At 34.2% G+C, this 24,352-nt stretch carries 29 protein-coding genes and 1 pseudogene; 9 read left to right on the top strand and 21 right to left on the bottom strand.

Translation table 11 applies throughout. The annotated features are described in order from the left end of the window. Positions 1-2 precede the first annotated feature (2 nt). Both CN514_RS07820 and CN514_RS07815 read right to left on the bottom strand, forming a co-directional pair. Positions 3-599 (bottom strand): hypothetical protein, encoded by a 597-nt coding sequence (locus tag CN514_RS07820; protein WP_098232116.1) that lies wholly within the window; start codon positions 597-599, stop codon positions 3-5. Then, positions 596-1,846, bottom strand: coding sequence for an FtsK/SpoIIIE domain-containing protein (locus CN514_RS07815; RefSeq protein WP_098232115.1), 1,251 nt, complete (start codon positions 1,844-1,846; stop codon positions 596-598). Before CN514_RS07815 ends, CN514_RS07820 begins: the two co-directional genes overlap by 4 nt. 289 nt (positions 1,847-2,135) lie before the next feature. Here CN514_RS07815 and CN514_RS07810 point away from each other — a divergent pair, with 289 nt between their 5' ends. Further along, positions 2,136-2,336, top strand: a complete 201-nt coding sequence (locus tag CN514_RS07810; RefSeq protein WP_098232114.1) for a helix-turn-helix domain-containing protein — start codon at positions 2,136-2,138, stop codon at positions 2,334-2,336. A gap of 68 nt (positions 2,337-2,404) precedes the next feature. Continuing rightward, positions 2,405-2,746: a DUF3862 domain-containing protein gene (locus tag CN514_RS07805; RefSeq protein WP_098232113.1), complete on the top strand. Its 342-nt coding sequence runs from the start codon at positions 2,405-2,407 to the stop codon at positions 2,744-2,746. 151 nt (positions 2,747-2,897) lie between these two features. Here the strand turns inward: CN514_RS07805 and CN514_RS07800 are convergent, their stop codons facing one another. The 5 genes from CN514_RS07800 to CN514_RS07780 all read right to left on the bottom strand — a co-directional run bounded on the left by CN514_RS07800 (position 2,898) and on the right by CN514_RS07780 (position 7,330). Further along, positions 2,898-3,455 carry a recombinase family protein gene (locus CN514_RS07800; RefSeq protein ID WP_098232112.1) on the bottom strand — a complete coding sequence of 186 codons (558 nt, stop codon included), beginning with the start codon at positions 3,453-3,455 and terminating at the stop codon, positions 2,898-2,900. Positions 3,456-4,331: 876 nt separating this feature from the next. Continuing rightward, positions 4,332-5,381: a tyrosine-type recombinase/integrase gene (locus CN514_RS07795; RefSeq protein WP_098232111.1), complete on the bottom strand. Its 1,050-nt coding sequence runs from the start codon at positions 5,379-5,381 to the stop codon at positions 4,332-4,334. Between the two features lie 146 nt (positions 5,382-5,527). Then, on the bottom strand, positions 5,528-5,881 hold the full coding sequence (locus CN514_RS07790; protein WP_098232110.1) for a HesB/IscA family protein: 354 nt from the start codon (positions 5,879-5,881) through the stop codon (positions 5,528-5,530). Continuing rightward, on the bottom strand, positions 5,865-6,749 hold the full coding sequence (gene dapF / locus CN514_RS07785) for a diaminopimelate epimerase (RefSeq protein WP_098232109.1): 885 nt from the start codon (positions 6,747-6,749) through the stop codon (positions 5,865-5,867). Before dapF ends, CN514_RS07790 begins: the two co-directional genes overlap by 17 nt. A gap of 344 nt (positions 6,750-7,093) precedes the next feature. Next, the gene (locus CN514_RS07780) at positions 7,094-7,330 is read right to left on the bottom strand and encodes a YuzB family protein (RefSeq protein ID WP_056468696.1); all 237 of its coding nucleotides are present in this window, start codon (positions 7,328-7,330) and stop codon (positions 7,094-7,096) included. 196 nt (positions 7,331-7,526) lie between these two features. Between CN514_RS07780 and CN514_RS07775 the strand changes: the two genes are divergently transcribed. Further along, positions 7,527-8,594, top strand: coding sequence for an NAD(P)/FAD-dependent oxidoreductase (locus CN514_RS07775; RefSeq protein ID WP_098232108.1), 1,068 nt, complete (start codon positions 7,527-7,529; stop codon positions 8,592-8,594). A 70-nt stretch (positions 8,595-8,664) separates the two neighbouring features. Here the strand turns inward: CN514_RS07775 and CN514_RS07770 are convergent, their stop codons facing one another. The 3 genes from CN514_RS07770 to CN514_RS07760 all read right to left on the bottom strand — a co-directional run bounded on the left by CN514_RS07770 (position 8,665) and on the right by CN514_RS07760 (position 10,591). Next, on the bottom strand, positions 8,665-9,630 hold the full coding sequence (locus CN514_RS07770) for an SPFH domain-containing protein (RefSeq protein WP_217993916.1): 966 nt from the start codon (positions 9,628-9,630) through the stop codon (positions 8,665-8,667). 15 nt (positions 9,631-9,645) lie between these two features. Continuing rightward, positions 9,646-10,065 (bottom strand): NfeD family protein, encoded by a 420-nt coding sequence (locus CN514_RS07765; protein ID WP_098232107.1) that lies wholly within the window; start codon positions 10,063-10,065, stop codon positions 9,646-9,648. A 223-nt stretch (positions 10,066-10,288) separates the two neighbouring features. Then, complete coding sequence (locus CN514_RS07760) at positions 10,289-10,591, bottom strand: DUF1462 family protein (protein ID WP_098232106.1); 303 nt, start codon at positions 10,589-10,591, stop codon at positions 10,289-10,291. A 122-nt stretch (positions 10,592-10,713) separates the two neighbouring features. Between CN514_RS07760 and CN514_RS07755 the strand changes: the two genes are divergently transcribed. After that, positions 10,714-10,941 carry a NifU family protein gene (locus CN514_RS07755; RefSeq protein WP_025671774.1) on the top strand — a complete coding sequence of 76 codons (228 nt, stop codon included), beginning with the start codon at positions 10,714-10,716 and terminating at the stop codon, positions 10,939-10,941. 42 nt (positions 10,942-10,983) lie between these two features. Here CN514_RS07755 and yutH read toward each other — a convergent pair whose 3' ends face one another. Next, on the bottom strand, positions 10,984-11,982 hold the full coding sequence (yutH, locus tag CN514_RS07750; RefSeq protein WP_098232128.1) for a spore coat putative kinase YutH: 999 nt from the start codon (positions 11,980-11,982) through the stop codon (positions 10,984-10,986). A 597-nt stretch (positions 11,983-12,579) separates the two neighbouring features. Here yutH and CN514_RS07745 point away from each other — a divergent pair. Beyond that, complete coding sequence (locus CN514_RS07745; RefSeq protein WP_097976362.1) at positions 12,580-13,101, top strand: phosphatidylglycerophosphatase A family protein; 522 nt, start codon at positions 12,580-12,582, stop codon at positions 13,099-13,101. Positions 13,102-13,216: 115 nt separating this feature from the next. Here the strand turns inward: CN514_RS07745 and CN514_RS07740 are convergent, their stop codons facing one another. Both CN514_RS07740 and CN514_RS07735 read right to left on the bottom strand, forming a co-directional pair. Beyond that, entirely contained in the window at positions 13,217-13,987 is a 771-nt protein-coding gene (locus tag CN514_RS07740; protein ID WP_098232105.1) for a TIGR01457 family HAD-type hydrolase, read from the bottom strand. Between the two features lie 86 nt (positions 13,988-14,073). Next, positions 14,074-14,526 carry a DUF86 domain-containing protein gene (locus CN514_RS07735; RefSeq protein ID WP_098232104.1) on the bottom strand — a complete coding sequence of 151 codons (453 nt, stop codon included), beginning with the start codon at positions 14,524-14,526 and terminating at the stop codon, positions 14,074-14,076. 149 nt (positions 14,527-14,675) lie between these two features. Here CN514_RS07735 and CN514_RS25270 point away from each other — a divergent pair. Then, positions 14,676-14,771: pseudogene (locus CN514_RS25270) on the top strand (fructose-bisphosphatase class II); the annotation flags it as partial. Between the two features lie 201 nt (positions 14,772-14,972). Further along, complete coding sequence (locus CN514_RS07725) at positions 14,973-15,242, top strand: DUF3055 domain-containing protein (protein ID WP_025672291.1); 270 nt, start codon at positions 14,973-14,975, stop codon at positions 15,240-15,242. A gap of 236 nt (positions 15,243-15,478) precedes the next feature. Here CN514_RS07725 and CN514_RS07720 read toward each other — a convergent pair whose 3' ends face one another. Continuing rightward, positions 15,479-15,754 (bottom strand): YutD family protein, encoded by a 276-nt coding sequence (locus tag CN514_RS07720; protein WP_056468720.1) that lies wholly within the window; start codon positions 15,752-15,754, stop codon positions 15,479-15,481. Between the two features lie 91 nt (positions 15,755-15,845). Between CN514_RS07720 and CN514_RS07715 the strand changes: the two genes are divergently transcribed. Beyond that, a complete protein-coding gene (locus CN514_RS07715; RefSeq protein WP_098232103.1) occupies positions 15,846-16,457 on the top strand; it encodes a YhcN/YlaJ family sporulation lipoprotein in 612 nt (203 codons plus the stop codon). Between the two features lie 36 nt (positions 16,458-16,493). Here the strand turns inward: CN514_RS07715 and lipA are convergent, their stop codons facing one another. Then, positions 16,494-17,378 (bottom strand): lipoyl synthase, encoded by an 885-nt coding sequence (gene lipA, locus CN514_RS07710; protein WP_088014947.1) that lies wholly within the window; start codon positions 17,376-17,378, stop codon positions 16,494-16,496. Between the two features lie 186 nt (positions 17,379-17,564). On the opposite strand from lipA, the gene CN514_RS07705 reads away from it, so the two are divergent. Continuing rightward, entirely contained in the window at positions 17,565-18,554 is a 990-nt protein-coding gene (locus CN514_RS07705) for a M23 family metallopeptidase (protein WP_098232102.1), read from the top strand. Positions 18,555-18,623: 69 nt separating this feature from the next. On the opposite strand, the gene yunB is transcribed toward CN514_RS07705, so the two are convergent. The 6 genes from yunB to CN514_RS07675 all read right to left on the bottom strand — a co-directional run bounded on the left by yunB (position 18,624) and on the right by CN514_RS07675 (position 24,075). Further along, on the bottom strand, positions 18,624-19,460 hold the full coding sequence (gene yunB, locus CN514_RS07700; RefSeq protein ID WP_176525826.1) for a sporulation protein YunB: 837 nt from the start codon (positions 19,458-19,460) through the stop codon (positions 18,624-18,626). A gap of 112 nt (positions 19,461-19,572) precedes the next feature. Then, complete coding sequence (locus CN514_RS07695; RefSeq protein WP_098232100.1) at positions 19,573-20,676, bottom strand: HD-GYP domain-containing protein; 1,104 nt, start codon at positions 20,674-20,676, stop codon at positions 19,573-19,575. A gap of 126 nt (positions 20,677-20,802) precedes the next feature. After that, positions 20,803-21,105, bottom strand: a complete 303-nt coding sequence (locus CN514_RS07690) for a YunC family protein (RefSeq protein ID WP_098232099.1) — start codon at positions 21,103-21,105, stop codon at positions 20,803-20,805. A 72-nt stretch (positions 21,106-21,177) separates the two neighbouring features. Beyond that, entirely contained in the window at positions 21,178-22,581 is a 1,404-nt protein-coding gene (locus tag CN514_RS07685; protein WP_098232098.1) for a bifunctional metallophosphatase/5'-nucleotidase, read from the bottom strand. A gap of 18 nt (positions 22,582-22,599) precedes the next feature. Next, positions 22,600-23,421: a sulfite exporter TauE/SafE family protein gene (locus CN514_RS07680; protein ID WP_098232127.1), complete on the bottom strand. Its 822-nt coding sequence runs from the start codon at positions 23,419-23,421 to the stop codon at positions 22,600-22,602. A gap of 129 nt (positions 23,422-23,550) precedes the next feature. Beyond that, on the bottom strand, positions 23,551-24,075 hold the full coding sequence (locus CN514_RS07675; protein WP_098232097.1) for a DinB family protein: 525 nt from the start codon (positions 24,073-24,075) through the stop codon (positions 23,551-23,553). Positions 24,076-24,352: the final 277 nt, after the last annotated feature.

Here is a 24,352-nt window from a genome sequence, read left to right as displayed (position 1 = left end):
TCCTAATTCATCGCGTAATTTAAAAGTAGTTCGTTCGCATTCTTGAATTGGTAAACTTCTAAAAACGTATCGATTTCGTAAGGCGTATCGGAAAAAATCACGATATAAGGAAAGCGCGGGGGCTTCGGCTGCCAGGACAACGATACCCATTCGTTAGAGTGATAATACGCTTCGTATCGTTTAATCTTTTCGTCCATAACTGCTTTAGTGTATTTCGTTAGCTGAACCTCGACGAAAAACGGCGTCATGTTCATTATCATAAAGGCGTCGGGCTCAACCGTTTTCTTCGGACCTAACTTCGGCTCGACGTCGAAAGCTCCGAGATAGTTTTTTAGCGTTTTGTACACGTTGAATATCTCTAAATAATGGGGGATTTTTTGCGATGTTTCTTTGATTGGGTTTTCTTTTGTGAAGTAAATTGCAGGGTTTTGTCTTTTTGATTGTTTAATATGGCCACGATCTCGTAATCTTCTTAATACTTGATTGCAATTTGAGACCGCGCTTTTTTTAGTTGAGAAGAATAGATTAATAAGGTCGTCGCGTCCCAAACATTTAAACTTATTAATAGTAGAAAGTATCTCTAAATCTCGGTTATTCACTTTAATACACCCCACACGATAGCTTTTTTCTCTTTTCCCTTCTTAGCTTGCTTCTTGGTCGGTTTGACGTCTTCTTTAGGCTCTAATTCCTCGATAACAGGCTTTTCAACTCTTAGAGGGTCTAACATAACCTCTGCTACTTCTTCATCTAATAAAGGAGTTTTAATGTCTGTTAACCCTATAGTCGATTTCATTTTCATGTGACCTTTTATCGTTATATCTTCACAACCTGGTTCATCAATAACAATTCGGCTATTCGTATTATCTTGTTGCCTTCCACCAATACGAACTGTTAACAAGGCTTTTATTCTTCCATTTACTGTTTCTTTGTCAGGTCTTTGCGTTGATAAAATAACGAACATTCCAAGTGCTCTACCTATCGCTGCAATATTTTGAATAGAAGTTAAAGTTTTTTTGTCATCCAATAAGGAAAATTCATCAATGCAGATGATGATAAAAGGTGGTCTAAGTTCTTTAGGTAATTTGTTGATATGTGCTACTCCATGTTTTTCTAGCAAGTCACCTCTGTCCTTTGCTTCTTTAACCAACTTAGGGAAAATTAATTTAATCTTATCAATATCTCTCGTATTTTCTACAACGTGAGGTAATCGTTTAAATATAAAAAACTCGGAATTTTTTAAATCGAACAGGTACATTTTTAATTCCTCTGGTGTTTTGTTAAAAATAAGTGTTGTTAGAATCGATCGTAATAGGACACTTTTCCCACTTCCAGGCTCTCCTGCGATTAATAAATGGGGTTCTTCTACCATGTCGTATGAAATAATTTTACCGTTTGAATCCCTACCTACATAAATAGGTAAACTATGTTTTAATTTCGGTTCGACAGACGAGTAATCATAATCGTGTTTTTCTTTAAGTGGGTCTTCTACATAAACATATAGTAGGAAAGTTTTAGAGCTTACTTTCTTTAAATGGGCATTTTGTCCGAACTCTTGCTCAAATACGTAAGCTTTTTTCATTAAATCGTTTGGATCAAACCCTCTCGGTAAATTTAGGACAGCTTCTATACCATTCTCTAATAATCCAACTCTGACAATCTGCGGATATACCTGGACATCCCCGTATTTTCTAAACATTTCACCCAATTCGAAACACTCTTTTACCTTCGCTTCAAACAATTTCTTCGATTCTAATTCCTTTAAATATTCTGAATATTTTTTTATCATTTTCCATGTATAAAGAGCGACCCGTTTGGGCATACTCGGTTTTACTTCTTTCTCCTCCATCTCTCTTCTCTCCCCCTCTTATTTACATAATTTCAACTTTACCGTTAAATCAACGTTAAACCCGTATTTGGTTAACTTTCGATGGTTAATCAAAAAGTTAGTTCGAAGGTTAACTCGAAATATGATCGTTAGTTAATCAACGATAAAATGGCTAGTTAATTAACTCCGCTTTAAGAAGTTAACTAATCCGCTTAATATTTTATATGCGGCTGGTTAGTTATTATTGCAAGTCCGCTTGATAAAGGAATTTGTACTTTTTTATCGAATTATTTTATCGAGGTGGTTAACTTTGTTCGTTTCGAAATTAAAGGAGATTTTAGATGATCGCGGAATTAAATATACTCACGTTGCTAAGAAAGTAAAAATCAGTAATACGACGATGAGCTCATTAATTAATAATCAATCGATCCCAACATACAAAACGGCTTACTATATCGCGAAAGAATTAAATATGAAAATGGAGTCGATCTGGTTCTTTAAAGAGGACTAGTAGAAGGATAATCGATAAGCCTACCGAATATGGTATCTATATAGATGGAAAATATTAGGAGGCATAAGATGAATAGAACGATTAGAGGCATCGTATTAGGTACGGCAATCGCTACCGGATTAATTATCGCTAGTGGCTGCTCGAGTACTATTACATCGAATGAAGCTACGGGTAAATCCGTTATTATAACGAAGGCAGAGTTCGATAAGATTCAAAACGGCATGACATCGAAGGAAGTATTCGATATTATTGGCGGTAAAGGCGAAGTAACGAGCGAAACTGGCGAGAAGGGTAAGCCAGGATATACGATTATGTATACTTATTACGGTAAAGGATCAACGGGAGCTAACGCTAGCCTTATGTTCCAAGACGATAAGTTAACGACGAAAGCTCAATCCGGATTAAAATAACGTAGGAATGGCGCCTTAATTGGCGTCTTTTTTATTGCGTAAAGCGAAGTAAACCCGAGATAAAAAAATATTGCGCGGATTGTTTATACACCAGAAAACGCGATTTCGAGGTATGCCGTTGGGGGGTTTCGAAAAAAAAAGGCCGACCCCTTTATCGAGTCAGCTCGTTCTTACGTCGTATAAGTGTTCTCTTCGGTATGCCAGTCGCTTCTTCTACTTGTTTATACGTCTTGCCTTCGTTAAGTAATCCTAGCGCATGATCGACTTGTTTCTTGGAATATTTACGCGGTCTTCCTTCTCGGAAATCAGCGCTCTGTTTAGCTAACGCCTTGCCTTCTTGCGTACGTTCTACGATCATATTCCGTTCCATTTCTGCTACGGCTAGCATCGTTTGTAGGAAGAATTTCCCCATCGTAGTGTCCTCTAATAATCCTACATTTAATACGTGGACTTTAACGCCCTTACCGAAAAGGCCCTCGATAATCTCGATACCTTCCTTCGTATTTCTCGCTAGACGATCGAGCTTAGTTACGACTAAAGTGTCGCCTTCTTTTAGCTCGTTCATTAGGCGATTAAACTCCGGACGGTCCGTTTTAGTTCCGGTAAACTTCTCCGAATAAATAACCTCGCAGCCTTCGTTAGTTAGCTGATTCGTTTGTACCGTTAAGTCTTGCGCTACAGTTGAAACACGAGCATATCCGTACTTCATATTCCCCACTCCTTCAACGCCAACTTATGTCACTAAGTTTAGGCACCGTTTATACCTTGATATTATCACGTTGGAATTACGGTGTCAATACTATTAAGTTATGTCACCTTTAAGTATTACTTATGTATTACGGAGATTCATTCGGTATTACAACGGTCATACATAGCCGAACCCCCCGAGTTTCAAGGCATAGGCGTCCGCCAGGAGCCGCGTGCTAGTAAAATGTACAACGAAGTAGCCCCCGAAGTAGCTAAATTTGCGAAGTTTTGCGAAATCTTTACGTTATCCCCTTGACTTTGATCTCCGACTTTTGCTGACTTGAGGACGGTACGGCAAACGGCTTGGACGCGGAGAATACTTACCTATTATCGCAAAATCAGAAGGATTAAGCGACGTAAGTAAGCATTCGCAGATACTGACCGTCGGTCGTTTACGGTGTCCGTATTGTATCGCTCTCGTTTGAATACAGCATTTCTGCTTTCCGTTCTTTCTACATACAAAGTTAGTCCTGTATGCGATATCTGAACGGAATTACCGCGCCCGCAAGCGCCCTAACTACCGCCGTGCCGTTAATGGTCGCACTCACCTTAGTCTATGTACTAGCGAAACGAGAAACGCCGTAGTGCACATACGAGCCCGCTTTCTGACGTTGGACGGCTCTCTCCTGTTCAAGTTTAGCGTGTGTTAGGTCATTCCACGTTCGGAAATCCCTCCGACGTTTCCTAAAAAAGACAATAGGAAACTAAGCCCTTGCATTATAATTTTTAAAAATTTATAATAAGGGTACTGAATGTCGGATTCGTCCGTATTTGGTTTTCAATTCGTTAAAAAACATTCTTTTGGGTCGTTGTTCGTAGCAGCGACCTCTTTTTTTGTTTAGCGTAATTTCGTTCTAAACTTCTTAACTGGTGAAAACTCTTCGTGCTTAATGCGGACATCATCTTCGGTCATTTGGACGTATCTTCTCGTCATATGAATCGAACTATGGCCGAGCAATCGCATAAGAGTATACGGATCGCCTCCGTTAAGGATATAATTCCTCGCTGCAGTATGCCGCCAAGTATGCGCGGTGCTTCTTATCTCTTTACCTACACCGGTTATATCTCCGTAATACTTCAAACGCTTATTCATCTGAGTATCGGTAACTTCAGCGCCATAACACGAAAGGAATACCTTGCTAGCTTGCGGAAAATGGACCTTATTTTCGTCGATTAGCTCCGTTAGAAGCTTGATTGTATGCGTAGTTAACGGAATAATCCTCGCCCTTCTATTTTTATTAAAGCGAGCATCTAACGCGATAGTCCTCGTCTTCATATCAATATCTTCCGGCCTAATCGATAAAGCTTCGTTTATTCTCATCGCAGAATCTAATAGCAGCCATTGAAAGACGTAATCTCGGAAGCCTACATAAGTCCGTTGATCGCACGCTCCTAAAAGCGCCTCGACTTGTTCATCGCTAAATGACTCGATTTTATCCTCGTCTACCTTCTGACATTTAATGTTATCCATCGGATTCATTCGAACAAACGACTCTTTATACCAAAAGTTAAACGCTACTTTTAAGGACCGGATCCGCATATTAATCGTTGCAGCCGATAATCCGACTCCTTGATCGTTCTGAATGAATCTATGACCCTTAAACCTCGGAGCTTCGACGGTTAAATAGTGTATATAATTACGGCAAATCTCCGTTGTTATTTCGTGTACATATTTAACGCCTAAGTTTTCCTCTTTAATCCAATCGGTAAAATAACGCCAGGTATTCGAATAATCTTGCTTAGTTCTTAATCGTATGCCTTCGCCTATCTTAGCGCTCATAAAGTAGTTAAACGCCGGCTCAAAGGCCATCGGCTGAATATCGGTAGTAAAGTTAGCGCGCTTATCTACCTTCGCTCTTCTGACTCGGATTGATCGTTCTTCGGACATAAAAAAGACGCCTCCCAACGTACGTTAAATACGTTAAGAAGCGCCTTATATATGAGTAGATATTCGTTTAACCGCGGGTTATGTACGTAACCCCTTTCGGAGTAAATACGTAATCCCCACCGTTTTAACTATTCGCTCACTGACCGTTAACATTCCTCCGGAGTGCCAGCGTTTGAAGCAGTACGGAAAGAACTACCACATCCACATGATGCGATTGCATTCGGATTATCGATTGTAAATCCTCCGCCTAGTAATGACTCTTTGAAATCAATTACAACTCCTTTTAAAATTGGAGCACTTTCATTATCAATTAAAAACTTAATACCATAATATTCTAATTCAGTGTCATCATCATTTTTTTGCGGATCGAAACCAATTCCATATGAAAGTCCAGAGCAACCTCCACCTTTTACTCCTAAGCGAACAAAAGTGTTTTGATCTTCTTCGTTTTCAATCATTTCTTTAATTTTCAAACCTGCTTGTTCAGTAACTGTAATCATTTATTTCACTCCTCTTTTGAGTATAGTATATGCCTTCTGTTATTGTAACTGCTGGGCCTTTCATCCATACATCCCCATCAGTAGACCAAGTAATTTGTAAATCTCCACCTTGCAGGTGAACAGTTATCGGTTCATCTCGTTTATATTTACCTTCTTGTATCATAGCGACTGCTGCAGCACAAGCTCCTGTTCCACAGGCTTGCGTTACACCAGAACCTCGCTCCCATACAACGAAATTTATCTCATTATGCGGCAAACATTCGATAAATTCAACATTTACGCTTTCAGGAAATAAATCATGTTTTTCAACAATTGGGCCTAAAGTTGTTAATGGTGCCTTGTTTATATCACTTACTTCAAAAACAGCATGTGGATTTCCCATCGAAACTGCTGAAAATTCATAGTTTTTTTCTTCAAACAAAATTCTGTCCTTAGCATATTCCTGATCATTACCAATCATTGGGATTTGTGATCTTTGGAATATTGGTTTCCCCATATTTACTGTTACTTGATTAACAATATTATTTTCAACATGTACTGTTGCTTCAACAATTGTACTGATTGTTTCAATCTTAAATGAAGTATTATTTGCAATTCCATGTTCATATGCATATTTAGCTACACATCTTAGACCATTACCACAATTTTTAGCTTCTGACCCATCATTATTAAATACTCGCATTTTTACATCTGCAACTTCTGATGGACAGATTAATATCATTCCATCACTACCAATACCTGTATTAATATTTGAAACTTCAACTGCAAGTTTAGAAAGCTCTTCTTCTCTTAAATTTTCTTCAAACATATTTACATAAATATAGTTATTTCCTAATCCATGCATTTTTGTATAACGAAAAGAATTCATTTTCATGACTCCTTACTTTTTTTATTAATACAAGTATAAAATTTAAATGAATTGAGCACAATAAGAACATCCCCCGTTTCTCGATATAGAAACATTTTAAGAGCTTCACTTAGGTGAATGCTCATTTTTTTTTGCATTAATTTTGCTAAATAACTAAAAATAGTGTACGTAATAAAAATAATATTGGTTAATTTAATCTAAAGAATAGTAATTTTTTCCTAATATTGAATTGTTTAATTTAGGGAATGATCGAGGGATGTAAAACGGATTTTGAGGAAGTTAAAAGTATTGTTGAAATAGCTCGAAAAATAGAAAAAAGCACTGTTAATTATTAACAGCGCTTCTTATATTAACATATTTTCTTCTAAGAAAATATAAATATTATCTACTAGCTCGGTTGCCGTTTCTCCAGTAACTACTTCCCCTTCAACTAGTGCAAAAAGTGATAGACTACATTTTCCACAATATCCAAGGCAGCCATATTCTAGTATGTCTAGATTTGGATCACGTTCAAGCTGTTCTAAAGCTTTTTGTGCACCGTCTGCTAGGTTTTTTATACAAAATTCGACTAATGGTCTCACTATTTTTCACTCCTTGCTCATCATAAAGTTACTCTTTTTTTTTAAAAACGTCAATCCTTTTGAGAATAAATGGAATGAGCTTTATTTTACCTAGTTAGGCGTTGTTATTTTAACATAAAATATATATAATATAATTGTCGAAAAATAGAAAAATTTTTTCATTCAACGCTAATAAAACAAAAGGGGAACATCAACTATGAAAAACCTCGTATTACTAGGTGCCGGATATGGAAATATTCGTGCTTTGTCACGTCTATTAACATCTGATTTACCTGAGGATGTTCATATCACATTGATTGATCGAAATTCTTTTCATTGCTTTAAAACTGAGTATTATGCATTAGTTGCAGGTACGGTTCCAGAGCAACACATTAGAATACCATTACCAACTCATGAGAAATTAAAGGTTGTATATGGAGATATTACTACAATTGATACGGCAAACAAGAAAGTAGAATTAAGCAATGGAAAATCAGTTTCTTATGATGATTTAATTATCGGTTTAGGTTGTGAGGATAAATACCATAATGTACCTGGTGCACCGGAACATACTTATAGTATTCAAACAATTGAAAAAACAAGAAACGCTTATGAAAATGTAAACAGTCTACCTCCCAATTCAGTAATCGGTGTTGTAGGTGCTGGTTTAAGTGGTGTAGAAGTAGCTAGTGAACTAAGAGAAAGTAGAAGCGATTTACAAATTTTACTTTTTGATCGTGGAAGCCGAATTTTATCAATGTTTCCAGAAAAACTTAGTTATTATGTACAAAACTGGTTTATTGAGCACGATGTAAAAATTGTTAGCAATTCAAACATTACAAAGGTTGAGAAAAATACTTTATTTAACCATGATGATGAAATTCATTGTGACGCTGTTATTTGGACAGCGGGAATTCAACCAGTTGAAGTTGTCCGCAATTTAGACGTAGAAAAAGACAATACAGGAAGAATCGTTATAACGAAATATCATCACATGCCAAACGATGAGCATGTTTATGTAGTGGGAGATTGTGCATCATTACCATATGCACCTTCTGCACAGCTTGCGGAAGCTCAAGCAGAACAAATCGTTATGGTTTTACAAAAGAAATGGAAAGGTGAAGACCTTCCAGAAGTAATGCCTAAAATAAAATTAAAAGGTATTATGGGCTCATTAGGTAAAAAACATGGTTTTGGACTATTCAATGAACGCCCACTAATCGGACGTGTTCCAAGATTAATTAAGTCTGGAATCTTATGGATGTATAAATACCACAATGGTTGATTAACAAAACATCTTTTTAGCTATGCTTATATGCTAAAAGCCCCTTAACTTAATTGTTAAGGGGCTTTTTTTATTCTGTTTTGTCAGATTTAATAACTTCTTTAACACTTTCAACCATACCTAAAAGCTTTGTAGCGTCTGTCGGAATTACAAGTTTTGATGCGTGACCGTAAGCTACTTTTTCTAAAGCTTCCATAGAACGCAATTGAACCATTTCTTTAGTTGGCTCTGCATTTCTCCAAACATCTAACACAAGTTGTTCCCCTCTAGATTTCGCTTCAGCAAGTTTAATGATTGCTTCCGCTTCCCCTTCAGCGCGTAAAACTTGAGAATCTTTATCTCCTCGAGCTTTTTCAACTTGGCTTAATCGTTCCCCTTCTGCTTCAAGAATTTTTGATTGCTTTTCTCCTTCTGCTTTCAGGATTTTTGATTCTTTTTCACCTTGTGCATTTAATACTTTTTCACGACGTGTACGTTCTGCTTGCATTTGTCTTTCCATCGCATTTTGAATATCAATAGGTGGAATAATATTTCGGATTTCTACACGATTAACCTTCATTCCCCATTTATCAGTTGCTTGGTCAAGAATTGCACGGAGTTTATTATTAACGGTATCACGACTTGTTAAAGTTTCATCTAAATCTAATTCCCCTATTAAGTTACGTAAAGTAGTAGCAGTCAAATTGGAAATCGCAGACAGTGGGTTAGCAATTTCGTATTCATGACGCACAACATCAGTTACTTGATAAAAGACAACTGAGTCTACTTGGATACTAACATTATCTTTTGTAATCATCGATTGTGGTGGAAAATCTACCACAGTTTCACGCAATGTTTTTTTACTAGCTACACGTTCAACAAATGGCATTACAACGTGGATTCCACTCTCTAATTTACGATGGAATTTCCCTAATCGTTCTACTAGATATACTTCAGATTGTCTAACAATACGAATACTTGATAATAAAAGTAACACAACAAATAAAACAATAATACCAATAATAATTGGACCAACCATAGAACTTACATCAGACATAGCACTTCTCCTCAATTAGTTAGTTTTCACGTATAAAGTTGCACCTTCTATTTTTGTTACAATTACCTTTTCATTTAAAAATAACGGTTCAGTAGAACGGATTGTCCATTCGTCACCATAAACTTTAGTCGTACCTACTGTATCATCATTTATTTCAACAGAAGCTACAACGACCTCTTTACCAACTAATGCATATACTCCATTTTCTATCGTTTTATGCTGGTGGATTCTTTTTGCGAATTTCTTTGTACTAAGCCACAAAATTAATGCACTAATAATAAAAACGATAAAAGTAAAGGTGTTTGATCCTGTTAAATAATTTACAACTGATGCTAGAATGCTCGCAATACCAATCCATAAGAATACAAAGGTTAACGAAAACATTTCGATAATAATTAATAAAACTCCAATTACAAATAAACTGATCGCAACCATTCCACCCCTCCTCCCAATTCTATATATATGCCAAAAATTGTAATTTATTTGTCTTTACACTTCTATTCTATCATGTAAATCTTCAGCATTTTACATAAAATAGTGAATTTTATTAAAACATTTTAATTTTTTTGGAAAGAAATTAATTACAATAAGAACCCAACAAAAATCAATTTATAATCAATAAAAAACCCCTTACATTCTTGTAAGGGGTTTTCATTCATTATAGTTCAATAGCGTTATAAACATCTTTTAATTTTGGATTACCTTCACCAACAACATTTCCATTTACTAATACTACTGGATAGAAAAATTCATCATTTCTAACTCGTTTAGCGAAATCTTCTTTTTCATTATTCTCTACATTAAATATATCAATGTATTGAAAATCAAAGGCTAAGTCAGGATATTTTCTTTGAAGTGCAGCTTGAAGCCATTCAAAAGTTTCAATTGATGATGGCATTCCTACACAACTCGCACATATTACTTCAGCTCCAAAAACTTCCACTAAAATTTTATTACTCATTTTCTCCTCCTAGCATACAATAAGGGTGTGTCCGAAAATAATTTCAAACACACAAAGTACTCTGTAATAGATTTTTTCCTCTTAACTGATTATAATAAAATTAGTGAAAGGAGTCGATATGAATGGACATGAAAGAACAAGTACAAGAAGTTTTAGATAAATTAAGACCGTTTTTACTACGTGATGGTGGAGACGTTGATTTAGTTGATATTGAGGATGGAATTGTTAAACTACGTCTTTTAGGTGCATGTGGCAGCTGCCCAAGTTCAACTATTACATTAAAAGCTGGTATTGAGCGAGCTTTATTAGAAGAAGTACCTGGTGTAATTGAGGTAGAGCAAGTATTCTAATATATTTTGAATACTAAAAGAGAGGGTATAAAACCCTCTCTTTTATTTTAGCCATTTAATTTCACGAATCCCTAACTTAGCCGTTGGTAGTCCAATCAAATCATAAAATCCACCTAAAAAAGCTTCAAACTCACTAGTATTTTCAAGATAATTAACTAACTTACGCTCATACCTTTTCCGATCCGCATCGCTCCTTGCCAAATAATATCCTTCGATTGTTTCAAAATAGTGAACGGGAAAAAGAAGTCTTGCAAATAACAAACGCCACGCAAAAGTAGATAATGGACTTTTCTTTTCATAACCATAAAAAAATGAGAGGATTTTCTTTTGATAATTATCAGGATTCTCTAAATATTCATCCCTAACCCATTCAGCAAGATCTCTGCTTGGATGATCGTAAATCCATTCAATCGGTACCTTCGCAAAATGAATTTCTTTCTGTCTTCGTTCAGTCATTTTTTGATGACAAATTGTTGCTGCATCAACAACTTGAGGAGTATCATCTAGTTCAGTATCTACAACATATTGAATCGCATTTTCAGTCATTCCGAGATAATAAGGAAAAGATTCAATAAATATCTGTTCGAAAAAATTTTCAGGATGACTATTCACTTTACTTTGCCAAAATCTTTCTAATTGCTCTAACCGTTTTTCCCATAAATTCTTCCATTTCCCAATCCTATTTAATCTTTTCAATTCATCTGAATATTTTTTCCCTCTTAAATGAAAAATCGCAAGTTCTTCACCGTTATTATTACTGCGTTCATTTTGTCTGTTACTCTTAAATAAGGAATAATTATTTCCATCAATCTTACTCACATAGTACCCTTGAACATTTTGAACAAAGGTTGCGACCGATTGATCTCCGGTTGAACTCATAAAATCACTTAAACTCTTCATTTCCTGCAAATCATCTTCTTTTAAATTTCCAATGGGTGCAAGAAAATACACCCTATTCCGCTGCCAAAACATGTAATATGATTGTACTTGAAGTAATTCAGCTGGTTGAATTTGATAATGAGTAAACATGTCTTGAATGATGTTTTGGTTGCGAATAAACATCATCACTCACATCCTTCTTATACCTACTTAATTAATATATATGTCACAAATCTAAAAACCTGTACCCTACTTTTTCACTTTCTACATATAAACCCGAATGGCCATACACAAAAAGGGAGAGAATGACGTAGTATATACGAAAAGTGGAAGCGAGTTGGTCAGCCCCGACAAGCATAAGACAAAGGCCAAGAAAGGTCGCTTTTTACCTTTATTGGCATTTGGCTTATGACCTCGAGGGGCTACTCGCTGGAACTAGACATCACGAAAAGTGGAAGCGAGTTGGTCAGCCCCGACAAGCATAAGACAAAGGCCAAGAACTCGGGTACTATACAAAAATATGAAGGTAAATGGTCCAACGGATAAGGCATTAAGTAATAAATTATATGTCTTAGGAAATTTTTTACTATGTTTTAACTTTTTTTATAAAGGGGAATTTTGTTCGATATCGAATCATATATAATTAATCCTCTTATTTCTTAAAAATAATTTATAGTAAAAGTTTTAATTATTTTATGAAATCTCCATTTTAGTTATTTTTAAAGTAATTAAATCAATCGATAAGGAAAAGGTGATGAAATGGAATATTTAAATCACGATTTAGAAAAGACTGCATTATCGCTATTAGAAAAAAGAGGTGTTACGCTCGATGACATTGCTGATTTAGTTTACTTTTTACAGAGTAAATATCATGAAAATTTATCTTTGGATGAGTGTAAACACAATGTTGAGAGAGTCTTGACAAAACGTGAGATACAAAATGCCATCATTACTGGTATTGAATTAGATATTTTGGCAGAGCAAGATAAACTACAGGAGCCGTTGTTGGCTATTATCAAAAAAGATGAAGGCCTTTATGGAATTGATGAAATAATTGCCTTATCGATCGTAAATGTATATGGTTCAATTGGATTCACGAATTACGGTTACATCGATAAATTAAAACCTGGAATTTTAGAAAGATTAAATGATAAATCTACAGGCTTAGTAAATACATTTTTAGATGATATTGTTGGAGCGATTGCAGCTGCTGCATCTAGCCGACTTGCTCATCGTGCCGCACATAAAAAGGCTGATCAAATTAAAGCTGAAGATGAATAAAAAAGAGTGGTCTCATAAGTCAATCTACATTTGAGACCACTTTTTCATTTGAAATAACACAAAAACCCCACAAGTAAATTAATTACTAGTGGGGTTTTTAACTTTAGATGTTTTCTTAGATATTTTTAATCCACTCTTCTAATGAGTCAACTGAATAAGTTGGCTGCGTTTCGTAATTTGACAACATATCCCTTGTCGTTACACCAGTATGAACAATCAATGTGTCAACGCCAGTATTAATTCCAGCCATAATGTCTGTATCATAATAATCACCAATCATTAATGTATCCTCTTTTGCAACACCAAGAACTTTTAATGCTTGTTCCATAATAATTGATTCAGGTTTTCCAATAAAAATTGGTTTTACTGTAGTTGATACTGCAATAACAGATGTTAGTGAACCATTTCCAGGTAATAAACCTCTTTCAGTTGGAATCGCTATGTCGCCATTAGTGGAGATAAATGTCGCGCCATTTCTTACAGCTATACAAGCCATTGCTAATTTCTCGTAATTAATACTACGGTCTAAACCACTAATTACAAAATCAGGATTTTCATCTGTAATTGTTAAACCAACTTCCTCTAAGGCATATTGTAAGCCCTCTTCACCGATCATATAAACAGTAGCATCTGCCTTTTGTTCTTTTATGTAATTTGCTGTGGCATTACTTGTTGTAAAGACCTGTTCTTTTGTAGTTGGAATATTAAAGGAATTAAGTTTATCAGCCACTTGTTCTGGTTTACGTGTAGAATTATTTGTCACAAAAAGATATGGAATATTTTTTTCCTTCAGAGCCTTTATAAAAAGACTAGCTTCCTCAATTTGCTCCTCGCCACGATACATAGTTCCATCTAGATCAATTAAGTATCCTTTATATTGTTTCATATTGCCACTCCTTACTAGTCAAGCTGCCCTCTCGGTAAGACAAGAAAAACAGCATTAGTATCAAATTTTACATAGAAAAATAAAGATTATTTTTCCTCATCGCTACTAAAAGCATTAATTACTCCTAGTTCCTTATCAAGAAAAGCTTGAACCGAAACCGGGAATTCCTTATATGCTTCTATATTTTCGCTTAATGTCGTCACTATTTTTTCTGTAATTGAAGATGTGTAATCTTGTAATAAATGTTTTCGAATTGGAATTAATTTTTTTATCGATTCTCCAGTTGATGCAGTAATAACTTTTTCATCCATTAGAATATCAACAATGTCATCATAACTTCCTGGGTCCCTCATTATAAAGCCATCAATCATTGTATTTCCAATATCTAACATACTGTCAATTAAAAGATGTGTCATTCTTTCCAAAGCTAATTCTTCTATTTTATTTTTTGGATGGCTGCTGTTTGACGCATAAAATTCAAGCATTGAATTTAAAATTTCTATTCGATCTAATATGTTTTGACGATTTACAAAGTACATATGTACACTTCCTTCTCAATTCTATCTTCTACATTTTATGGACTTATATTTATTTTATAGCTAAATTCGAAAAAAATCGACAAATGAAAGCGTTTCTTACCGATTTTTGTTATATTATATAGGTGAATATTTTTCTGGGGGATGAACTTTTGGAGCGTGAATTAGAACTTGAGATTGTAAGAGTTACTGAAGCAGCTTCCCTTGCCTTTGCTCATTGGATAGGACGCGGTAAGAACAATGAAGCTAAAACCCAAGACAATTATTAACATTAAATGATTTAGTAAAAGGTGACGATGCAAATTTTGCTACTACAGGAGTTACTTTCTTAGGTGGAGACTTAGTCGAAACTCATTCAATTGTAATAAGAAAACTGTGTGACATATTAAAGCACATCACCATTTAGGATATAAGCCAAATCTTATTTTAGTATAATGGAGGAATAAAAAATGTCAGAACGTTTTTTCTTATATGATGACACTATTCAAGCAAAGACTCGTTTTGTAAGCTTTATGGGAGAAGAGCAAAGACATGATCTTGCTTTAGTATATTCTGATCGTCATTATGGCAAAGTTATGATTATGGATATGCAAAGTAATCGTTTTGCAATTATTGGTTCAGATGATTTAAAAGAAGAAGGTTACTTAGAATTTGCTTTCGGAATTTCTGAAGAAAAGGCAGCTGAATTATTAGATTTTCTTAGTGAAATTATTTTCTAATTTTTCGATCCTGTGGATAAATAATTTATTTTTACTAAATAGTCTGAAAAATAGTGGATAACTAAAAAGTTGTCCACTATTTTTGTGATTAAGTCTTTAGTTATTCACATTTTTGTTAAAAGATTCAAACTTATCCACAAGGTTTTTATTCTTTCAAAAAATCAAAAAATATTTTATCCACAAAAGTTGTTTATGTAAATTTCCTAAAAATAAAAAATGATGGGTTTCCCCATCATTTAATTTTTTACTTTCTTAACAACAAAATATTTACATCCAAAATTACAATACTCATAAATATATTCACGTAATGTACTTATTTTTGAATCATATGGAACATTTTTTTGAGAATCATCAAAAAATCCTCTAAGTCTTAGCTGCTCATAGCCCCAATCCCCAACAATGTAATCATACTTTGAAAGGATCTCTGCATATCTCGCTTTAAAGGCTTCTTCATTGAATCCTTCACGGTAATCTTCAACTACTTCATAGCAAATATTCTGTATGCAAACCAATTTGTATTCTCCTTCCTTTTACTCCCATAAATATGTAACTAATATTTTGGCATACTAATTTTACAATGATTATTAAAAGGTGGTATTTAATATGCGTAAATATTTAGTTTGTTTATTAACCTTATTTTTATTAACAGGATGTTCATTCGGTCCAAGTCATTCAAGACAGTTCGATTATGAGGACGTAACATATAAAAATGAACATCGAACAAATCCTACACCTAAACAATTAAATACAAAGCCGATGGATTTAGGCGATGTAAATGCTAAAATGTCAAACAACTCTTACAAAGATTATGGCTTTTCTAGACTACAAAAGCAAGATGTTTTAGGTAAAGATGGTGATTATACATTAACTATTGATAAACAAGAAGTGTCAAAATTCATTTCTTATTTAGTTGTAAAGCTTCCTGATATAGACGATGCAGCTACACTAGTTACAGACCAAGAAGTATTGATTGCTTATCAATCAGATGGTGATAAATCATTAGCTAGAAAACAGGTTGAAAAAACTGCTCAATCTGCACTCCCTAGTTACTATCATATCTTTACTTCAAATTCCTTACAAAATATAAATAATATTGAACAACTAAATAAATATGGACAGCTTAATGATGGACAATTAGAGCAAAAAATCAAAGATTTAGCTGAAGGTTTTGATGTGGATAAACAAAGCATGCATTTTGATCAGATTTCAAAGTAAAAAATAAAAGCACTAGCTTAGGCTAGTGCTTTTTTATCATGCTTGTTTAGCAGCTTCTACTTGTTCGTCAGCATGATATGATGAACGAACTAGTGGACCAGCCTCACAGTGTGAGAAACCTTTTCCTAAAGCAATTTCTTTTAGGGCTGCAAACTCGTCAGGAGTATAGTATTTTTTAACAGATAAATGAGTTTTCGTTGGTTGTAAATATTGACCTAATGTAATGATATTTACACCTGCAGCACGTAAATCATCCATTGCTTCGTAAATTTGTTCATTTGTTTCACCTAATCCAAGCATGATGCTTGATTTTGTAGGGATGCTAGGGTTAATTTCCTTTGCTCTACGTAAAAATTCAAGTGATCTTTCATACGTAGCTCTTGCACGAACACGTGGAGTTAACTCTCTAACTGTTTCAATATTATGGTTCATAATATCTGGTTTTGCATCCATTAACATTTTAAGGTTTTCAAATTTCCCACCCATATCAGATGGTAAAACTTCAATTGTAGTAAATGGATTTGCTTTTCTAACTTCTCTAACAGTTTCTGCAAATACAGCTGCTCCACCGTCTCTTAAGTCATCACGAGCAACTGCTGTAATAACTACGTGTTTTAGGTTCATTTGTGTTACAGATTCAGCAACTCGAACTGGTTCTTGTAGATCAAGCTCAGTTGGTAAACCTGTTTTAACTGCACAAAAACGACATGCACGAGTACAAACCGCACCTAGGATCATAAATGTAGCTGTTTTTCTAACTGCCCAACATTCATGGATATTTGGACAACGAGCTTCTTCACAAACAGTATGAAGATTTTTAGATCGCATCATTTTCTTTAATTCTGTGTAAGATTCATTTGTGTTTAATTTTATTTTTAGCCACTCGGGCTTTCTCAAATATTCTTCTTTTTTTGATGCCATTTGAAATTCCTCCAACGTTTATTCGTTTACGACATATTTCATTTTCTCTTCCAATAGTTTATATATTACTACATTTTTCGCGGATATGAAAAACTTTCGTTTGATTATCCCTATTATCCCTATAATTTCCATTTATGAAAGTCGCTCCTTTAACCAAACTATAGATGTAAATCAATTTAAAGGATGATGGTTTTGAAAAAAATAATTGTACTTTTTTGTATGGTGGTTATCTTCATAATGCCATCATTTACAAATGCAGAAGAAATTGATCAAGCTCAGCTTAATAAAGAACGAATGGCCTTATATAAAAAAGGTGAAACACTAACCTTTATCCCTTGGTATTACTTTGCAGCTATCGATACTTATGAACGAAATGTACGTAGTGTTAGGAACGATATACCAAAACGCGAAAATGGTGTCCTTTCGATCTATATTAAACCAGAGGATTGGAGTGGCCTATCAAATCCGGTTAAGAAAGACACATACGCTCCTACTATCCATTTATTTAGCGGCATTGGTTTAGATGGAAATAATGATGGAAAAGCCTCATTAGAAGATGATGAGGATATTCTGTACACTTTCATTCATCGATTGCATTTCTATGGCCCATCCAGGCAATATATTCGAATGATGCTATGGGATTACTACCAAAGAGCAATAACTGTTGATATTATCGATGAATACGCTAGTTTGTATCAATATTACGGAAAATTAAATATAGAAGGTAATGCCTTCCCATTACCAATTCGCAGTACACATAGTTATCGTAGTACGTGGGGTGCACCTCGAAGCTTTGGTGGACGAAGAGTTCATGAAGGCACTGATATTTTTGCAAATTATGGTACTCCTGTAAGGTCTACATGCTATGGAGTTATTGAGACAAAGGGATGGAATCGAATTGGAGGATGGAGAATCGGAATTCGAGACTTATATAATAATTATCATTACTACGCTCATCTAGGTGGCTTTAACAAAGACCTTCAAAGAGGGCAAGTAGTAGAGCCAGGAACACTTATTGGCTATGTTGGAAGTACTGGATATGGACCTCCAGGGACATCTGGAAAATTCCCGCCACATTTGCACTACGGTATTTACAAAGACAATGGTTATTCAGAGTGGTCTTTTGATCCCTATCCAAAATTACGTCTTTGGGAGCGTCAGGATCGAAGCAAATAAAAAAGGTAAATTGAAACCATTAATGAGAAAAAGCAGACTAACTTATCCAAATCTACTAGTTAGTCTGCTCTATTTTAAATTTATTTTTTTCCTTTTGTTGTTGATGGGATTAGCCTGAGTATTTGGAGTAAATGGAATATAACTTGGAACTTCCCCATCGATAATTTCAGTAGCAATTGGGACTTCTACTTTCACCTTTGTTGATTTTGTACTAAACGGGATAATTACATTCATATTTACTTCTACATTCATAATAATTTCGACTACAGAATTATCAAATCCAAATGGCTTAACTTCTTGTGTAACATTAGCCACTGCATCACCGACTACAGAAAAGCGAACTGGTATAGTAGGTCCAAGTTTTCCTAAAAGTACTGTATTAGTAACGACCCCAATTGGTACTTTTAAATAAAGCCCCTTATTATCCGCCTTCATTTTCTTCATTTCTGCTTTTGATAAAGATAAAAATGATAAATCCCCATTTTCAACTCTACGTATATTTTCTTCAACATGCTGAGTAGTAGAACCAATTATTTTATTGATTAAATATGTATTCGTACTTATGATCGCTTTACCATTCTCATCAACATCCCGAATGATAATATCCTGCCCTTGAAGTTCCTTAGATGCCGATTCATACGCTTCATTGATAACTAAAGAAGCAATTCGTCTTGTTTGTTTCTCAGAATATTTTAAGATCGTTGGAGTGAAAATTTTATCTATTTCCCAAAAAGCATATAATGAAAAAAATAATAGAACAATACAAATAACTACATATTTATTTGGAAATATATTACGAATTGATTGTGTAATTTTAGTTGAATTAGTTTTAAATCCGCCAAAAGATTTTCTTTTTGAAACAAAAAATTTATTTTTTGGAACACGTCTGTACTTAAACCTTTTCATCGTATCCATGCCCCCTTACTAATGGGTATGCATGTCAATGCCTGTTCATTCTTAATGGATTTGTACAAAACAATAAAAAAGATGCCCCAGTAATTTCTCTGAAACATCTCATTTAATAATAAACGCTTTTAATTGTTTGATCACACTCGATAATCTCTAATTTTAACTCATTATAAAGATTCACTTCATAAGGAATACTTAACTTTCTTCCGTTTTCTTCAATTATCCGCACAACTGGACGATCTGTAGATACATCGTTTTGTCTAAAAACAATTCCCCGCCTACTATCGTTCAATTTTACGAGTAATCCCGTTGGATAAACGGTTAGTAGATCGCTAAATATGCTGATTAATTTAGCATCATAAAATTTATCACTTCCATTCATTAATAATGTTAATCCTTCATGCGGGAGCATTGCTTGTCGATATACTCGATTTGAAGTAACAGCATCAAAAAAGTCGGCAATTCCAATGATTTTTGAGAAAAGATGCATTTCCTTTCCAAATAAACCATTTGGATAGCCGCTTCCATTGATCTTTTCATGATGCTGTAATGCACAGTCAGCAACAATTGGATGAATAGAAGATATTTGTCGTAGCATATCGTATCCAGCAATTGTATGTTGTTTCATGAACGCATATTCATCTTCAGTTAAACGGTCCCGTTTATTTAAAATCTTTTTTGGTATAGCCATTTTCCCGACATCATGTAAAAGTGCACCTAATCCAAGTAAATTAAGCTCAATTTTACTTATATCTAATGCCGATCCAATTCCTAACGAATACATAGCTACATTTAGAGAATGAGTAAAGAGATAATCATCATATAGTAATACGTCAACCAATAAAGATAAAACATCCTTCTGTTGCCATAATTCGTTTTGCAGTGATTTTATCATTTCTTTAAGCCTCAATGAGTTTTTTTCTAAAGATAGCCCTCTTAAATAAACATCTTCGCTAATTAATTTAACAAAAGTATCTTCTATTTTGTTTGTGATATCAGTGCGAAGTTCGTCTGAATTAATTGTCTTACCCATTAAATGTTCTGATGATTGAGCATGTACTAAAACAAATTGAATAGCTAATTTATGTATTTGATTTATCATTTCTTCTGTTAAAGGAATATTTGCATTAACGATCATTTTTCCATGTTCATTATAAACCGGTTTTCTTAAGATCGTACCTGGGACAAGTGTTGATACTTCAACAACTCTCATTGTTTTCTCCTTGAACAATTTTTTTATTAAATATATGGCTATTCATAACAGTTAATACGTTGTAATAATCAATTTTTTTGTACTTCGTTTACACAAGAAGCCACTAAAAAAATTTAGTGGCTTTTTTTATATCATCTTTAATAATGCGTCTCTTCCAATCATTCCTTTTTGAATACCTAACTTTTCTGCTTCAACAGTAATGGATTCTAAAGGCGCATTTAATAATTCTTCGATTGTTTTTACTCCAACTGCTCGGCCTGCGATAATTTGACGATCGCGCAATCTTTCATTTAATAAAGCCACATCTAATGCTCCGCACATAATATATCCTTTGTCATTCATAACAACCAATAATGTAGTTTTTGGAAGTAAAACTGTAATAGCATTAAATGTATGATTATCTATTTTAATTGGGCTTAAATTGATCAAGTTCAACGCTCCTTTCTCATTCTAAAATATGAGAAAAAAACAAAAGTGAAACCTGTCTAATCTTGATAAATTTCATACATTTTTTAAAGCCCAAAATAACACATCACGAATAAATTCAGGCATAAAAAATCTTTTATGCCTAGCATCACGAATTGTAGGAATAAAATGACCAAACGTAAATAAATCCAAAGTTCCGATCGCATACATTCGATTTAAATCTAACATTTCTCCATTAATAAATAGATCTTCTTGATAAAAATGCCTTTTCTTATCCCTATAAACAATAGTGATTCCATCGTAAACCATTTTTCCGATTACTTTTCCTCTAAATCCAAAACCTTTCATCTTCAAATGAGTCAACTCTTTATCTTCACAACGATTTAAAACATCTAGTAATTCATTACCAGACAAATAAACGACACAAGGATTAATAGGATGTGGGCAAATTCGATGAATGTCACCCTTAGTAACAAGTCCATGCGTTAAGCCTTCAAGTAAAATGCCCGAATTTAGTATACTGATATCTGATTTCGTCCATTGGCGAAGTGCATTTGCTAATAATTTCGGTAATGAGCTATCTTTAAACCAATTCACACCCATGTTGCTCGTTAGTTGTGTCACTGGTTCATTTAAAATTGCTTTACTTAATCTCATTAAATTAGCCAACATCACTTTCGTCATTTCATCTTGGTAATATGTTGGGACTGTATGTACTTCAGTAACTGAAGCTTCCGTATTTATAATACTTTTCGTCTCTTTATTTACAGTAATTAAAACCTCGCCTAAATAGTTACCGTGTTTACCTGTTCCACAAAGTAAAGTTTCACCAGCATACTCTCCATTTGGAAATAAATGATGAGTATGTGCACCTAAGATAATATCGACTCCTGAAAATTGTTCAGCGATTCTCTGATCGTCTCTCATGCCTAAATGAGAAAGTATAATGACAATGTCTGATTGCTCTTTGACAATTGGCAATATGTTATTTAACATTTCAAACGGATCTTTTATACTCCATCCTAATGTTTCATAAAACACAGGATAAGCGACTGTTAAACCAATTACTCCTAGCTTTACTCCATTTTTTTCATATATTTCAAACGGCTTGCTGAAACTCTGGGTACCTTCATCTGAAATGGTTAAATTACCAACTAGTACTTCAAACTTTGCATCTTCGTAAAGGTTTAACAATTCACCTTTTGATAAGGTAATTCCTTCATTATTTCCTATTGTAATTGCATCAAACTTTGCATCATTTAAAAGTTCCACATTGCCCTTTCCTAAAGTGGCCTCCGACATTGGATGAAATCGATCAACGAAATCCCCAATATCAAATGTAAGTGTGGCCTCACCTTTCCCATTAGCCAACTCTCTTTTAGACTTCAACAAACCGACAATTGTTGGCCACGTTTCAAAGTGGCTGTGAATGTCATTTGTATGGAACAACCGAATATTTATCGTTTGATTTGTTTCCATTGTTCCACCATCCTTTTTTTAAATATTTTCTATAATTAATTTTATGCCGTAAAATAACACGACTAACCTTAAAATTAATGCGATTGTTTCAGTTTTTAATTTTTGATTAATATACGCTCCAATTTTTCCACCAAACCATGCACCGGGAATAAGTAAAAGAATGTAATAGAAATTTACTTCTCCTAATGCTATGTATGAAATTGAGCTTCCAAGAGTCGTAAACATAACGACAAACATTGAAGTCGCAACAGCTAACTGAGGTGGAAAACCAAATAAAAACGCCATCATTGGTACTAACAATATTCCTCCACCAATTCCAAATAATCCTGAGATGATCCCGATACAAATAGATAAAGAAATCGCCAACGGAAGACTATAGCTATATGTATATGCCTCACCTTCATCATTTGTATATGTTCGTATAATCCCTTTATGTATTTCCTTTGATTTTTTATTTAATTTTGAAGAAACAAATAGAAAGACTGATATACAGATTAAAAATATACCAAAAAATAAAGTAAACCGCTCTGTATTTAAAAGCGAATTGATGTATGTACCTAGTAAGCTACCAGGAACACTTCCTATTAAAAATAAAATACCACTCTTATAATCAATTCGTTTCTGCTTATGATACGAAAGGGTGGATGAAAGCGATGAAAACACAATTGTAATAAGTGAAGTTCCAACTGCAACATGAATTGGTACAGTCGAAAAAGCGGATAAAAAGTGATCAATATTAAGTAGCATTGGAACAATAATAATTCCTCCGCCTAAACCAATCAATGATCCGACTGTTCCTGCAGCAAGTCCTATACTGATGAGTATAAGAATTTGTAGTATGATATCCAACCTAAACTTCTCTCCTTTTTAAATACACTAAAAATCTATTTTCTCTTTAATTTAACTAATAGTTTAACATAAAAAAACTCGGAATTCCCCGAGTATGAATAAACCTTTTATAAACGCTGGCTATTTCTTTAATATACTTAAATTTGCAATCCAAGGTCCTACGTCAGTTTTGTATCTTTTTGCCATCACTCTTGTAATTTGAGTTACATGGGTTAGATCATGTACGACCAAAGTGGATAATAATTCTCTTAATTTAACGGAGCCAAAGTCAGGATGTATCCCTTCTAATTCCAGATGGTTATTAGGGTCCACTAATAATTGTAGTCTTTTAATATTTTCCGTTCTTAAATTCTTAAAATCAAGCAGTCTTTCTTCAATTGATTTCTCATGTTTTTCATTTAAATGCGAAAAACGATCGAATGGCGGGAAATGGTTGTTTCCTTCTTTGTTAAGAATGGAGTTCACCCTTGGAATCCAATTTGTTTTTTCACACTCAATTAGATGATCGATGACTTCAGAAGCATTCCAAGTTCCTTCACCTTCATTACAGTTTAACCAAGACTCAGATAAACCTGATAAAAGGGACTCTAATGATTTGGGTGTTCTTTCTAAAACTTCAATCGCTTCTTTAAGGTTAAAATTCATAAAAAAATCCTCCCCACACCTTGATAAAAAACACTGATACAGCTTCTCATAACCTCAAGTTAAATTTTACCATAAATATGATTTCTAATTTAATTAACTTTTTTTATCTCAACAAAAAAATAAAAGTTAGCCATCTATCAAAATCTTTAACTGTAGGAACCTGTCATCATTTAATTTTTAATTAGTTTTACATTTTTCCCTTAGGGAGCGGTAAAAGAAAGCGTTTACGTATTTCAAATAAAAATTTATATTGGAAAAGTATCAATAAGTAATTATA

This window comes from Bacillus sp. AFS001701 (assembly GCF_002559405.1).
GTDB lineage: Bacteria > Bacillota > Bacilli > Bacillales > Bacillaceae_G > Gottfriedia.
Note: the sequence above shows the minus strand (reverse complement) of the source record. Positions and strands in the feature narration are given on the sequence as shown.

Bases quoted from the DNA above. Each gene is read 5' to 3' on its own strand.
- CN514_RS07815 (WP_098232115.1), bottom strand. From the start codon at position 1,846: ATGGAGGAGAAAGAAGTAAAACCGAGTATGCCCAAACGGGTCGCTCTT.
- CN514_RS07805 (WP_098232113.1), top strand. From the start codon at position 2,405: ATGAATAGAACGATTAGAGGCATCGTATTAGGTACGGCAATCGCTACC.
- CN514_RS07800 (WP_098232112.1), bottom strand. From the start codon at position 3,455: ATGAAGTACGGATATGCTCGTGTTTCAACTGTAGCGCAAGACTTAACG.
- CN514_RS07795 (WP_098232111.1), bottom strand. From the start codon at position 5,381: ATGTCCGAAGAACGATCAATCCGAGTCAGAAGAGCGAAGGTAGATAAG.
- CN514_RS07790 (WP_098232110.1), bottom strand. From the start codon at position 5,881: ATGATTACAGTTACTGAACAAGCAGGTTTGAAAATTAAAGAAATGATT.
- dapF (WP_098232109.1), bottom strand. From the start codon at position 6,749: ATGAATTCTTTTCGTTATACAAAAATGCATGGATTAGGAAATAACTAT.
- CN514_RS07775 (WP_098232108.1), top strand. From the start codon at position 7,527: ATGAAAAACCTCGTATTACTAGGTGCCGGATATGGAAATATTCGTGCT.
- CN514_RS07770 (WP_217993916.1), bottom strand. From the start codon at position 9,630: ATGTCTGATGTAAGTTCTATGGTTGGTCCAATTATTATTGGTATTATT.
- CN514_RS07765 (WP_098232107.1), bottom strand. From the start codon at position 10,065: ATGGTTGCGATCAGTTTATTTGTAATTGGAGTTTTATTAATTATTATC.
- CN514_RS07760 (WP_098232106.1), bottom strand. From the start codon at position 10,591: ATGAGTAATAAAATTTTAGTGGAAGTTTTTGGAGCTGAAGTAATATGT.
- CN514_RS07755 (WP_025671774.1), top strand. From the start codon at position 10,714: ATGGACATGAAAGAACAAGTACAAGAAGTTTTAGATAAATTAAGACCG.
- CN514_RS07745 (WP_097976362.1), top strand. From the start codon at position 12,580: ATGGAATATTTAAATCACGATTTAGAAAAGACTGCATTATCGCTATTA.
- CN514_RS07740 (WP_098232105.1), bottom strand. From the start codon at position 13,987: ATGAAACAATATAAAGGATACTTAATTGATCTAGATGGAACTATGTAT.
- CN514_RS07735 (WP_098232104.1), bottom strand. From the start codon at position 14,526: ATGTACTTTGTAAATCGTCAAAACATATTAGATCGAATAGAAATTTTA.
- CN514_RS07725 (WP_025672291.1), top strand. From the start codon at position 14,973: ATGTCAGAACGTTTTTTCTTATATGATGACACTATTCAAGCAAAGACT.
- CN514_RS07715 (WP_098232103.1), top strand. From the start codon at position 15,846: ATGCGTAAATATTTAGTTTGTTTATTAACCTTATTTTTATTAACAGGA.
- lipA (WP_088014947.1), bottom strand. From the start codon at position 17,378: ATGGCATCAAAAAAAGAAGAATATTTGAGAAAGCCCGAGTGGCTAAAA.
- CN514_RS07705 (WP_098232102.1), top strand. From the start codon at position 17,565: ATGGTTTTGAAAAAAATAATTGTACTTTTTTGTATGGTGGTTATCTTC.
- yunB (WP_176525826.1), bottom strand. From the start codon at position 19,460: ATGAAAAGGTTTAAGTACAGACGTGTTCCAAAAAATAAATTTTTTGTT.
- CN514_RS07695 (WP_098232100.1), bottom strand. From the start codon at position 20,676: ATGAGAGTTGTTGAAGTATCAACACTTGTCCCAGGTACGATCTTAAGA.
- CN514_RS07685 (WP_098232098.1), bottom strand. From the start codon at position 22,581: ATGGAAACAAATCAAACGATAAATATTCGGTTGTTCCATACAAATGAC.
- CN514_RS07675 (WP_098232097.1), bottom strand. From the start codon at position 24,075: ATGAATTTTAACCTTAAAGAAGCGATTGAAGTTTTAGAAAGAACACCC.